The sequence below is a fragment of the Burkholderia sp. 4M9327F10 genome, assembly GCF_005503145.1.
Taxonomy (GTDB): domain Bacteria; phylum Pseudomonadota; class Gammaproteobacteria; order Burkholderiales; family Burkholderiaceae; genus Paraburkholderia.
Window position 1 is genome coordinate 38,760 of sequence record NZ_SCNV01000015.1, and the last position, 12,473, is coordinate 51,232.

General features: G+C 59.0%; 12 protein-coding genes. 3 read left to right on the forward strand and 9 right to left on the reverse strand.

Annotated elements, in window-relative coordinates:
- Positions 1-22: 22 nt before the first annotated feature.
- A complete protein-coding gene (locus tag FFS45_RS16065; RefSeq protein ID WP_137955725.1) occupies positions 23-1,555 on the reverse strand; it encodes a mannose-1-phosphate guanylyltransferase/mannose-6-phosphate isomerase in 1,533 nt (510 codons plus the stop codon).
- Positions 1,556-1,639: 84 nt separating this feature from the next.
- The gene (locus tag FFS45_RS16070) at positions 1,640-2,584 is read right to left on the reverse strand and encodes a helix-turn-helix domain-containing protein (RefSeq protein WP_249362804.1); all 945 of its coding nucleotides are present in this window, start codon (positions 2,582-2,584) and stop codon (positions 1,640-1,642) included.
- Positions 2,585-3,129: 545 nt separating this feature from the next.
- Here FFS45_RS16070 and rfbC point away from each other — a divergent pair.
- Together rfbC and FFS45_RS16080 are read left to right on the forward strand one after the other, a co-directional pair.
- Positions 3,130-3,678, forward strand: coding sequence for a dTDP-4-dehydrorhamnose 3,5-epimerase (gene rfbC / locus FFS45_RS16075; protein WP_137955726.1), 549 nt, complete (start codon positions 3,130-3,132; stop codon positions 3,676-3,678).
- A 206-nt stretch (positions 3,679-3,884) separates the two neighbouring features.
- On the forward strand, positions 3,885-4,889 hold the full coding sequence (locus FFS45_RS16080; protein WP_137955636.1) for a helix-turn-helix domain-containing protein: 1,005 nt from the start codon (positions 3,885-3,887) through the stop codon (positions 4,887-4,889).
- Positions 4,890-4,931: 42 nt separating this feature from the next.
- On the opposite strand, the gene FFS45_RS16085 is transcribed toward FFS45_RS16080, so the two are convergent.
- The 3 genes from FFS45_RS16085 to FFS45_RS41730 form a co-directional block, all read right to left on the reverse strand.
- Complete coding sequence (locus tag FFS45_RS16085) at positions 4,932-5,234, reverse strand: hypothetical protein (RefSeq protein ID WP_137955637.1); 303 nt, start codon at positions 5,232-5,234, stop codon at positions 4,932-4,934.
- Positions 5,235-6,154: 920 nt separating this feature from the next.
- A complete protein-coding gene (locus FFS45_RS16095) occupies positions 6,155-6,412 on the reverse strand; it encodes a hypothetical protein (protein WP_137955639.1) in 258 nt (85 codons plus the stop codon).
- Between the two features lie 149 nt (positions 6,413-6,561).
- A complete protein-coding gene (locus tag FFS45_RS41730; RefSeq protein WP_171029661.1) occupies positions 6,562-6,720 on the reverse strand; it encodes a hypothetical protein in 159 nt (52 codons plus the stop codon).
- Positions 6,721-7,360: 640 nt separating this feature from the next.
- On the opposite strand from FFS45_RS41730, the gene FFS45_RS16100 reads away from it, so the two are divergent.
- Positions 7,361-7,756 (forward strand): hypothetical protein, encoded by a 396-nt coding sequence (locus FFS45_RS16100; protein WP_137955640.1) that lies wholly within the window; start codon positions 7,361-7,363, stop codon positions 7,754-7,756.
- A gap of 280 nt (positions 7,757-8,036) precedes the next feature.
- Here FFS45_RS16100 and FFS45_RS16105 read toward each other — a convergent pair whose 3' ends face one another.
- The 4 genes from FFS45_RS16105 to FFS45_RS16120 are packed head-to-tail and all read right to left on the reverse strand — an operon-like array spanning position 8,037 to position 12,473.
- On the reverse strand, positions 8,037-8,921 hold the full coding sequence (locus tag FFS45_RS16105; RefSeq protein WP_137955641.1) for an alpha/beta hydrolase: 885 nt from the start codon (positions 8,919-8,921) through the stop codon (positions 8,037-8,039).
- Positions 8,918-10,630, reverse strand: coding sequence for an ABC transporter ATP-binding protein (locus tag FFS45_RS16110; protein ID WP_137955642.1), 1,713 nt, complete (start codon positions 10,628-10,630; stop codon positions 8,918-8,920). Before FFS45_RS16110 ends, FFS45_RS16105 begins: the two co-directional genes overlap by 4 nt.
- Entirely contained in the window at positions 10,627-11,472 is an 846-nt protein-coding gene (locus tag FFS45_RS16115; RefSeq protein WP_137955643.1) for an ABC transporter permease, read from the reverse strand. The genes FFS45_RS16110 and FFS45_RS16115 overlap by 4 nt, the downstream gene beginning before the upstream one ends.
- Positions 11,469-12,473: an ABC transporter permease gene (locus FFS45_RS16120; protein WP_137955727.1), complete on the reverse strand. Its 1,005-nt coding sequence runs from the start codon at positions 12,471-12,473 to the stop codon at positions 11,469-11,471. Before FFS45_RS16120 ends, FFS45_RS16115 begins: the two co-directional genes overlap by 4 nt.

Here is a 12,473-nt window from a genome sequence, read left to right on the forward strand (position 1 = left end):
GATTGCGCTACCCGTCAAGGCTTCAGGTGCGACCGTACGTATCGTCAAACCGTACGATGTCGTCTTCTCCCAGATACGATCCGGATTGCACCTCGATGAGTTCAAGCGGCAACTTGCCCGGGTTTTCGAGGCGATGCGTGACACCCAACGGAATGAAGGTCGATTCGTTTTCGCTGAGCATGAATTGCTCGTCGCCTCGAGTCACCATCGCCGTGCCGCTGACCACAATCCAGTGTTCCGCGCGGTGGTGATGCAGTTGCAAAGAAAGGCGGCCGCCGGGATGGACAACAATGCGCTTGACCTGAAACCGGTCGCCATGATCGATCGAGTCGTAGTAACCCCAAGGGCGGCGCACCTTCCGATGCGCATCCGCCTCGGGCGCCTGTTGCGCCCTGATCCGGCTGACCAGCCCCTTGACGTCCTGCACGCGCGACCGGTCCGCTACCAGGACTGCGTCATCGGTCTCGACAACGACGACATTGGTTACGCCCACGCACGCGACCAGTCTTCCTTCGGAATGAGCCAGACTCGACGTGGCCCCTTCGAAGACGACCCGCCCCCGCGCGACGTTGCCGTCAACGTCCTTGTCTAGCGCATCCCACACCGCGTCCCATGAACCAAGATCGGACCAGCCCGCTTCGAGCGGGACGACTACACCCGACGGCAGATTTTCGTCCGATCCGAGCCGTTCCATGACCGCATAGTCGATCGAGTCGGACGGCGACTGTTTGAAGGCGCCGGAGCCCGGCCGAAGGAACTGACCTTCGGTGATCCCCTCTGCGAGCGCGAGAACGCACGCCTCACGCATGGCAGGCTGCAACTGTCCAATGGTTTCGAGCCATACGCTTGCTCGCACCACAAAGATGCCGCTGTTCCACCAGTACTGCCCGGATGCGAGGTACTGCGCGGCCAGCTCAGCGGCTGGCTTTTCCACGAAGCGCTCAATCCGCTGAGCGCCGGCGCCGATCTCCGCCCCTAGCTTGATATAACCGAAGCCGGTATCGGGCCGCGTCGGCGGTACGCCAAGGGTGACGATCGCACCCGCCTGTGCGTATTCCGCTGCAAGCGCGATCGCGCGCTGGAATGCCTCCACATTGGCAATCGCGTGATCTGCCGGCATTGCAACCACGATCGCATCTTCTCCGTCCGCGCATGCCACCGCGGCGGCGAGCGTCAGCGCCGGCGCGGTGTCGCGCCGCGCGGGCTCGACTACGATGCGTGCATCGATGTTGCTCGTCCGAAGTTGTTCTGCTGTCACGAACCGGTGCTCATCCCCGCAAACGATGATCGGTGCGCACGCAACTCCCGTGGCGGAAGCGAAGCCTCTCATGCGGCCAACGGTTTCCTGCAGCAACGAGTCCGGGCCAAGGACGCCAATCAGCTGTTTCGGATATTGCTCGCGCGACATCGGCCACAACCGCGAACCTGCACCGCCCGCCAACACCACTGGCACGAGCCGCGCGGACGCCTTGAGTCTGACGCCTCCGTCTGTCTCGCTATCGATCGGGTCGGTAGCACGACTGTCTTGGCTTACCTCATCTGTCAACGACGACATCATAAGTACTCCTATTGCTGCGCGCCGGAGATTCGAACAATGCGCGCTTAACAGATTCAAATTGCGTGGCTGAATCCCGTCCGGCTATGTGGGATCGCCTGGCACCAAACCACGGACACGCACGCGATATTCCGAAGGCGTGAGGCCCATGCGCTTACGAAAAATCTTGGCAAGGCGGTCACCGTTGATCCAGCCGCAGTGCTTTGCAATTCTGTCGATCGGGTAATCGGTCTCTGCAAGCAACCGTGACGTCATCTCCAGACGGGTACGCAGCAAAAACTCAGACGGTGTCACGCCAATCTCCTGCTTGAAGCAGCGCAAGAAATTCCGCTCACTCATCGCCGCGACGCGGACCGCTTCGGCGACGGAAATCGGCCGCCCGCAATTTTCCTTTAACCACTGCGCCGATGCCCGCACCTTCTCGGCTCGCGTCGGTGTACTCGATTCGGACAGTACCGACGCGACTATCGGCGAACCGTTTAATGAAAGACGTCCAACCGCTTCCCTCGCAACATCAACGCCAAGATCGCGCTTGACCAACATCAGGGCGGTCTTGGCCGGCTCATAACGATCGGCCTCATCAGACAGATCGTTTCCTCTGGTCCCGGCCAACTTCTGCGGCCAGCCAGCCGAGTGGCGCGACTGTCCCGAGCCATTGACGGCCGCCGCCTCCAGCAGCATCCATCCTTCGCCGATCGGCTTCACCACCTCGCTCAGCGGCAAGACTTCGCGGAGCCAGCTCACCACACGCTCGTCACGCGCCGCGTCTTGTGCGCCCTCTCCACCCACAATAAACAAAGCGTCAAAGCCGATCGCATTTCGAGCGTCGCAAGCGTATGTCCAGACGTTGATCGATGAAGAGCACGCCACATTGCCCCCTTCAGCCGAGTAAAAGCGCACGTCATACAGCACATCACTTCTCGATCGTGCAACGCAGATTTCGTTTGCCACCTGGAATACCTCTGGAATGACTCCAGCGGTGAGCAACGAGAAACCCTCGAACAGTACAACGCCAATGTCTCGAACCATGCGTCTTCGCCGCTTCCCAGAGGCAGACGCCGCTCCGCTATCCGGATTGTCGAGACCTGCATACACCATAGAGCTCCCTCAGCGTTAAGCGGTTTAGCGTCGTCTCTTGCACAACGAGAACTCTTGTGAGTTGCAGTGCATCATACATAGGCCGCCAAATGGCGAAGCATGGCTGACGGAAAGCGCCAACATGTTGTCGGATTAGCCCACATGCGCGGGCGATGGATGCGGATCGCATGACGTCGCTATGAATAGCTGTCCGAAGGTTCAGTTGCGGGTCGAGGAGGCTGCCTCTCCAATACGCAAACCGGCGCCTCAAGCGCGCATGGCATGTGCCGCACAGGAAGAAAACTGCTAGTGCTGGGCCGCCAGGATTATCACGCGAATGAAAATAAATGCGGCATTGCAATAGGCGCAACGCCGTGCCGCGTAAATGGCGTTCTACTTCATTGATTTGGCGGAAGTGGATCAAGCCTAAGCTGTAAGCTCAGGAGTCGTATGCGGCGTTCTTCATGCCCTTCCCGTTTTCAGCCCAATCGCCGTCCATGACAATAAAGGTTCAACACACCCCCATTCGCGACGTCAAGCTGATCGAGCCATACATCTCGGGCGACGCCGGTGGCGCTTACTTCGAAAGCTTCGATCAGAACGAGTTCGACGAAAAGGTGGCTCGCGGTTATACCTTCTCCCAGGAATACCACACCGTCTCGCCGAACAATGTGCTCTGGGGCCTCCACTACCAGATCCAGCGTCCACAGGGCAAACTTGTGCGGGTCGTCGCGGGTGAGGTGTTCGACGTGGCGGTTGACCTGCGACGTTGGTCGACCACTTTCGGCCGGTGGGTGGGCGTGCGCTTGTCCGCGTCCAATTGTCACCAGCTATGGATACCGCCCGGCTTTGCGCACGGCTTTCTGGTGTTGTCGGAAGTCGCGGAGGTGTTGTGCAAGGCTACTGAGCGCCGCACTCCCGAGCAGGAGCGAACGTTGCGGTGGGATGATCCGGACATCAACATCACCTGGAATCTCAGTCGCGCCCCGGTTACCGCTTCGGGAAGTGCAAAGAGCGTGAATTTCAGCTCGGCCGAAGTCTACTAACCGCAACGAACCACTCCACTTCGCCAGCGCATGGCGTGACCGCTCGGCGTGGTTTGGCAGGACACCGCGAAAACCATCCGCCCCCGCCAACATATTCGACTATTCGGCCACGCCCAGATGCCGTCGGGATTCCGTGTGTACGATGGGCCGCGAATGACAACCGGTTCGAACGCCGGAGGAGGCCGTTATCTTCGGGGAAAGCTTAAATGGCAGGTTTTCCGGATCACGAGTGGCGGCACGCCGCGCGATCTCAGGGTTCGCCGGCCGGTTGCGCAGTGAAGCGCATCGGCATTGCCCTGTTCAACGGCTTTTCCTTGCCCGACGCGGCCGCAGTCGCGGAGATCTTCCATTCAGCCAACACGCAAGCCGACACTAACAGAGGTTGCGTCGTCCGATACGACGTCTGCCTGTTGTCCGCCAGCGGTGGCAGGATCTCGAGTTCATCTTCCGCCTTACTCTGGACCGAGACGATTGGTACAGGTCATGACAGCGGCAAATTCCACGCGCTGTTCATTGCAGGCGGTGCGGGCGTGAATACCGCACTGCGTGATGGACGTCTGGTCGACTGGCTACGGCATATTGCGCCTTATACAAAAGCGATATTTCCGATCGCCGAAGGGCGCCTGTTGCTCGATGCGGCCGAACTGGAATCCGCTGCGGCCGGCGCGCTGCACGGCGGACCGCACACCCAGGTACTGCGCGATGTGTTGAAGTCCAGGCTGCCGCCGGAGGCCACCCATCCGCTCCGTGCTGCACTGGCGGTAGTCGAAAACGACCTCGGTGCAGGAATCGCACACAAGATCGCCAGTGGTATTGAGCCGCTGCTGGAAACGCCGTTCGCCGCGCTCGTCAGCAAGAACGCGTCCGTCGGCGTCAGCGAAAAAATACGCAGCTCGGCGCTCTGGCTCGAGATGAACGGCGAACGCGCCATCAAGATCGACGACGTGGCCAAAATAGCCGCTATGAGTTCACGCAATTTCCTCCGGCGCTTCAAGATCGAAATGGGTGTAACGCCATCCGACTATCTCTTGTTCGTCCGGCTGGACATGTGCTGCCGCCTGCTTGCCGAAAGCGATCTGCCGGTAGACAAGGTGGCGCGCCGCTGCGGCATCAGCAGCGGTGGGCGTCTCTCGAAACTGTTTCGCAGGTATCTTGGCACGACTCCCACAGAATATCGTTTGATTAAGCGACGCTTGACTGCCTCAGTCTAGCGTTGCGGCGACAATGGCATAGGAGCGACGAGGGATTTGCCGCTATTCGAAGCCGAGCCGATGACTGAGGATGGGCGCACAGAAAAGCGCGATCGCACACCCAATGGCTTTTCCTTCGAACTCCGCGGCGGCAACGCGAGCCCTATATAGCTGGGTCGCGAGGTCAAACAATTGAGGAAAGCAGTACAGCGCCGCAATCGCCATGAAGCACCGCTCAAGAGTCACGACGCGCCACCCTCTGGATACACCTACGGCTGCGGCGATAATACGTAGCACACCAAACGTTACAAGCGCTCCCACCGCTGCCTGCTCGCGAATCAGATACGCGGGAATGAATTCATCCATTTTTTGCACCTTCAAGACGCTGTCAGTAGCGAAAGCGGACTAGCCGATCGCTGCGACCCGATGCTATCCGGCTCTTGCGATGCCGGTTATCAAATGGCTGAATCCACCATCATCTTGGCGGAATCGGCGATGCCTGCCCTGACGCGCGCTGCGTTGAAAGCGCCGAGTGATTGGAGTGTTCGCCGGTGGTGGCCCGGCCGCGGAAGCTCACCAGTTGGATCAGGAAGTCGCGCAACTGGCGCACGAACTGCGCTGAGGTTCGAGGGCGCGAATATGCGCCAGAGACTCGCTGGTGCTGAGCGGCTTGTCGAGACATATCTTCGCGCCGCCCTGCAATCCTGAAGCGATTACATTTTCCGACGTCCGCGGTGTCACGCTCAGGATGATTGGAGTTGCGGACCTATATTTCGAGAGATAGCGCAAAGTGTCATATCGGACCAGGTCCGGCACCACCCAATCGAGTATCACCAGGTCAATGGAGACCTGTCCGAGAAGTTCGTGTAACGACTGGTCGCTTACTACGCCAAAGCAAATGTGCCCAGCAGAGGACAATGTTTCGAGTGCGCTATCGAGTGCTCTAAGATCGGATTCTAGTATCGCGATTTGCATATGATCATGGGCAACCGCCGAGCGCGACGGCGAGGACAATTCGGGCACACGCGTCCACGAACTTCCCTTGCCGTATCATGCAGAGCGGAAGGGTATTTTGACGATCGGAGTCTACGCGAAAATGTGCGGAGGGATGCCGAATTTTGAAAAATCCGCGAAGATTTGACAACTCCACGTTCAATCTCCCCCTCGAACAACCATCCCGCATTCGAGCTTTCCTCAACCTTTCGACATCTGCACACCTCGACAAATGCAAATGGCATAAACCGATAGCCGACACCTCGGCACTCGCCCGGCACACAGTGGAATCTCTACGATATGGCCAGACCCACAACCGTTGCTACGATACCCAGCGGCAATGCAACAACGGCGAGCAATGCCATTCGCCGCAGCAGTCTTGCCCTTGTGGCCTCTTTCTTACCACGCGCACGATGGGGTTGAAGCTCGAGGATGACAAGTCCGCTACTGTGTCTTGCCCCCGCCCATAGGGCCGATTGCAGGCTGAATGCGAGGTAAACGAGAACCCATGCAAAGCAAAGCTTGGAGAGAATCGAAAGAGTAATATCCATGTAATTTTGCGCCGTGTAATCCGCTCAAAGAACGAGCTCAGGCTGAGCAGATTGTTTAGCGTACGCTGCGACGCAGCACGTTGGATACGACAACGTTTGGGCCTTATCCGCCGGTTTTCTTTCGATTTAATCCGGGGAACAACCTGGCCTTATCCTCTCTCGCCAGAGGCTGCCTCGGCCTTTCTCTCCAACTCACACCGCATGCGTGCTTCGTGCCCGGCAATGAAGGACGCCAGCACACGCGCATAGAGCGAATCCTTGTCATCGATCGCCGCGTACTCATTCATGAGATCAACGAGTTCGTCCATATTTTCCTACGTCTGTTGTGCCCGTCACGCTTCCTCAGCATTGGAATCATCCTAAGACCGATGCTAATGACAAATCCATGTCGCCAGCATCATCACCGCAATTGCCAGACACACCAGATCAGAACTGTTCATAGACCGCCAGGCAGGCCGCTGCGTCGCGGACTCAAGTGAAGGAGCCCGCTTGCCCTTAGGGAGCAGCAAGTCAGAGCATCATTGGGTGTGGGGGGAGGCCCTATATAAACGAGGAGCGATCTTAGAACGACAGAAAGCTGGCGCGGTGCGCGTGGCGGCCAAGGCCATGGCATTGGCCGAGTTCGACGACAGATCTCGCCCCGTTCTTTGCATCGTGAAGGGCGTGATCACACAGAAACAGGAGGTCTGGATCTTCATAACCCAGGCACCTAACCTCCATTGTTGTCCTGTTCAGTCAATAGCATGGCCTCTTCCGCCGCACACGTCGTCATTCATTCTTTTCGTTCTATCCTCGTATGCGCGCTTTGAGGTTTGAGCAAGCTGACCGAGACACCCTTACGGTCTTAACCCACTGCCATCACCAACTCGGTGGCCTCCTTTATGAAGTTGATCTCGCACACGCTGGCCTGTTAAATAATTGATATGTAATTCTAATCAGATCAATTTCATGGCACTCTCGACATCCTATCCCAACATTGGTGCACAGGCCGAGTTTCTGACCTATCTCGTGATGTCGCAACTGGTCAAGCATCATCTCACCGGCCGCTGGCTCACGGTCGAGCATCTGGTCGAATCGACGCACCTCTGGATGCAGGTCAACGATCACGTCATTGACGTGCTGCAGCGCGTATCTCTCGCCAGTTTCGCCAGAGAGATGGCAGCTCATGTGTTGAGCGTAAGCGAAGACATGTTTGACGCAAAAACGTTAGGCGGTGCGTTCCTGGATCACCTGAATCTCAACTACGAGTGCCAGGCCGTGGCCAAAATCTATAGCAGTTGTGTGGCGTTTCTTGTCCACGAGCGATTTTCTATCGAGCAACGTTCGCAGCCTGATGGGCAATAGGAATTTTTTGCGTTTCGCTTCTGCTGTGTGACCGGATAGCGTTGCAGCTTCGGTTTTATATCGCAGGCTGCCAAATGCGTGGTCTTGTCCGCCACGCTCACCACGTCCGATCCCCGCCGATCTATGATCGTGCCTGGTCATCTCAGCGGCTACCCCCGTAGCGCCCGCTGGGCCTTTGCCTGCCGCCTCCCAGGGGCGAGCAGGCTCTTTTTAATGTGCGGCCTTGCGAGTGCCTTTTAACGCATGCGGTCGCTACGCTTGCTCATACCGCCGGTTGTAATCAAAGGCCGACTGGCTGCTGCAATGCGAGAAGACCGCGCAGCAACTGGTTCACCAGTTCAGGCTTTTCCAGCATGATCTGGTGTCCACAGTCTTTCAGCTCGATAAACGCCGCCTGCGGCAGCTTGTCCGCGAGAGCTTTACCGCCGAGGGCCGGAGTAAGTCCGTCACGGTCTCCCGACACCACGGTTACTGGCAAGCGCAATTCGTCAAGCCGTTCGGGTTCAAGCACCGAAACATTGCGTATCACCGCCTGCATCACGGTCGTCGAATTTCCGCTGGATACCCGGCTTTCGTAATCGACCAGTACAGGATCGCTGTCCGGATGCCACGCAAGGCGTCGAAATCGCCTCGCCAGAAGCGGTTTTAACAGACCAAACAACGACGGCGGCAGATCCAGCACGCCGCCGAGAGAAGGTCCTGCGAGTTGCGTGCCGAGCAGAAGCACTGCGTGCACCTCCGTCAAGCGCTGCTGGGCGGCCAGCTTTTGCAGCACACCAAGCGTGCTTCGCGTGCCAAGCGAATGCCCAGCCAGCACGTTATGCGCACGCTTGTAGCGCTCGAAAATGGCGAGGTAATCGAGCAGCGTCTGTTCGCCTTGATACGCCTGCGCAGATCTGGGAGATGGACGCGGGCTCGAACCATGCCCGAGGAAGTCCCATGCAATGACGTTGTAGCCGGCCTCGACAAGGTATTTCCATTGATAACGCCACTGATTTTTATTGCCGCCTCCGCCGTGTGCAAGGAACACCGTACTGCTCGCATGCGGCGAGCCGGACGGCGCCGCGTGGTGGGCGACATTGAGCACACGCCCCGGGCGGATTTCTGTATCCGTGCCGGTTACCACGCTAGCGGTGCGTAGATTCTGGTCTGAAGTATTGCTCATCGTGTTCTTTGTCCATCATCAGTCGCACTGAGGCAAGCTCGCTTTAGTGCGGGATTTACGCTCACGTCCCGTTGCAACTGCCGTCCCGGTATGGCTTCGATCAGTTGCCGGGTATACGGGTGCTGGGGTGATTCGAGAACCTGTTTGACGTCGCCTGCCTCGACTATCTGCCCGGCGCGCATAACCAGAATCCGGTTGCAAATCTGAGCCGCAACGCGCAGATCATGTGTGATAAAGACGAGTGCCATGCCCATCTTCTGCTGTATCGCTTGCAGAAGTTCCAGGACGTTGGCCTGGACCGATACGTCGAGCCCCGACACAGCCTCGTCTGCCACCAGGATCTTCGGTTCGAGCGCGAGGGCACGCGCAATGCTGATGCGTTGGCGCTGTCCACCGGAAAACTGATGCGGATAGCGTTCGGCGGCCTGTTCGGGAAGGCCGATCAGCGTCAACAGGTCACGCGCATAGCGATAGGCCTCGGCATGCGATACGCCATATGCAATCGGACCTGCGGCGATAATCTGCCCAACCGTCTGTTTGCTATTCAACGACGCAACGGGATCCTGAAAGACCATCTGGATGTGACGACGCAATGGGCGCAATGTTTTATTCGGCAACTGGGCAAAATCTTGCCCTTCGAACAGGATATGTCCGCTTTCCACACGGTCAAAGCGCAGCAAAGCGCGGGCCAAGGTTGACTTTCCAGACCCCGATTCGCCTACGATACCGAGCGTCTCACCGCGGCGTAGCGTAAAACTCACGTTGCCAAGTGCCGGTACCCTGACACGTTGCCGCCAGAGTGAAAAGGAAGGCGGCTGCCGTGCCGGATAACTCTTCTTCAGGCGCTGCACGTCGAGCAACACGGGCGTGTCGCTGGAGATAGCCGGCCCCTGGAAACGTCCATGCGGGATAGCGTCGATCAGCTGGCGCGTATAACGGTGCTGCGGGTGATTCAGGACCTGGCTTGCTTCACCGTACTCGACAAGCACACCACGTTCAAGCACGGCAACACGATCCGCAATGTCGGCAACCACGCCGAAATCGTGCGTGATGAACAGCACCCCCATCTGCCTGTTTCGCTGAACCTGCCTGATCAGTTCAAGAATTTTGGCCTGCGTCGTCACGTCGAGCGCGGTGGTCGGCTCATCGGCAATCAGCAGCGACGGTTCAAGTGCGAGCGCGATCGCAATCAGTACGCGCTGTCGCTGACCGCCGGACAGCGAAGACGGGTAGGCGTGACGCAGCAATTCCGGCTGAGGAAGTCCCACGAGTTCGAGTAGTTCCACGACGCGAGCGGCACGTGCATTTCTATCATGCCGTCTGGTCAACACGCCATGCACGCGCATTGTCTCTTCGATCTGGCTTCCAATCGTCTGCAACGGGTTCAGCGCCGACAACGGTTCCTGAAAGATCATGGAAATGTCGCGTCCGCGGACTTCGCGCATCGCCGACGCGTTACGTTGCGTCAGGTCTTCGCCGCGAAACACGATACGTCCGGCCTGCCGGCGCACGCCGTGCGGAAGAAGTCCCGTCACAGCGCCGGCCAGCATCGATTTACCCGATCCCGATTCGCCGACGACACACAGCACCTCGCCATGCGCGAGCGTCAGCGAAACGTCCTCGACTGCATAACTACGCTCGGCACCGGTCGGTAGCGCGAGCGTCAGGTGCTCGATCGAAAGTAGTGGTTCCCTGGTCGCGCGGTTCATCGGCCACCCCGCAATGCGGGCTGCGAAACTGCGAGCGCCTGGCGTAGCCCCTCGCCAACCAGATTGACCGCAAGAACCGTCACCACAATGGCAAGGCCTGGCCAAACGCTAAGCCACCAGTGCTCGCGAATCATGTTGCGTGCTGCGCCGATCATGAAGCCCCAGCTCATCAGACCCGGGTCACCAAGACCGAGGAACGACAAGGCCGATTCGGTCAATATCGCATTTCCGACCATCAGCGAACCCAGGACCGCGACGGGTGAAAGCGCATGTGGAAGAAGCTGCCTGAAGACGATAGCGAGCGGACGCTGCCCGATCATGTGTGCCGCCAGAATGAATTCACGCTGCTTCAGGCTGAGAAATTCTCCACGCACAACCCGAGCGACGACCGGCCAGGAGGCGATGGCAATCGCGGCAACGGTCGCATTCGGTGAAGCGCCGAGCACGGCCGCGACCACAACGGCAAGCGCGAACTGAGGGATCGTCTGAAAGAGTTCAGTGATCCGCATCAGGACATCGTCGATCCAGCCGCCGAACCAGCCTGCGAGCGCACCGATTACAACGCCGATCGCCAGCGTCGCCGCAGTCGCCGCGACGCCAACCGACAGTGAAGCGCGCGTACTCCACACGAGCCCGGTCAGCACGTCGCGGCCCAGCATGTCCGTGCCCAGCGGGTGAGCCAGTTGCGACAGCGGATCAATCAATGGCGCCGCCACCATATTCCACGGCGAGGCGCCGAAACACGGTGCAACCAGCGCAAGGATGACGAGCACGCCGAGCACGGCTATGCCGGCCCGGGTCTGGGCAGAACCGGAAAACCGGCGCCAGAAGTGGCCGCTCATGCTGTTACCCCGGCTGCAATGCGCGGATCGGCGAGACGGTAGAGCAGGTCCGTCAGCACGTTGAACGCGACTACCAGCGCGGAAACTACGGTCAGAATGCCCAGCAGCACCGGGTAATCACGTTGCAACAGTGAATCGAACATCAGGCTGCCCAGACCCGGCCACGCAAACACGGTTTCGGTAATCAAGGCACCACCTGCAAGCTGGCCAAGCTGAATACCGCCGAATGAGATGACGGACAGCAGTGCATTGCGCAGAACGTGCACGAACAGCACGCGGTGCTCAGGTACGCCCTTGGCGCGCGCCGTCTTGACGAAGTCGAGACCAATGACGTCAAGCACTGCGGCACGCGTCAGTTGAACATAGACCGTGCCGTAAATCATGCCGAGCGATAGCGCAGGCAACGTCAGATGTGCGGCGACATCGGCAAGGTGCCGCCAACCCGTATAGCCGGCGCTGACGGTCTCCATGCCAAAGGAAGGCAGCCAGCCAAGCACGACCGAAAACACGATCAGCAGCATCAGCGATAGCCAGAACAACGGCGTTGCGTAGACCAGCAGCGAACCCGCGCTGATCCCGCGCGAAATCCAGTGTTGCCACCTGCTTGCGCGGGTTTCGCCGTAGGCCGCGACTAGCCCCGCCGCTACGCCGCCAAGCAGCGAGACGACGAACGCGGCCGCCATCAATAGCAAGGTTGCCGGCAATCGCTCGAGCACCAGTGTCAGCACGGCTTCCTGGCTGCGGTAGGAGTAGCCGAAGTCCAGATGCAGCAGGTTGCGGAGGTACACAAAAAACTGCTCGGAGAGCGGCCGGCTCAATCCCAGGGAGTCGCGCAAATGGGCAACGTAGGCGGCGTCTCCTGAACCCGCGTCACCCGCCAGGACCATCGCCGGGTCGCCTGGCGCAAGCCGGATCAGGAAGAAGTTCACTACCACCACACTCAGCACCACAAGGAACGCCTTGCCAAGCCGCGACAGAACCGAAAACACGAAACCGCGCAT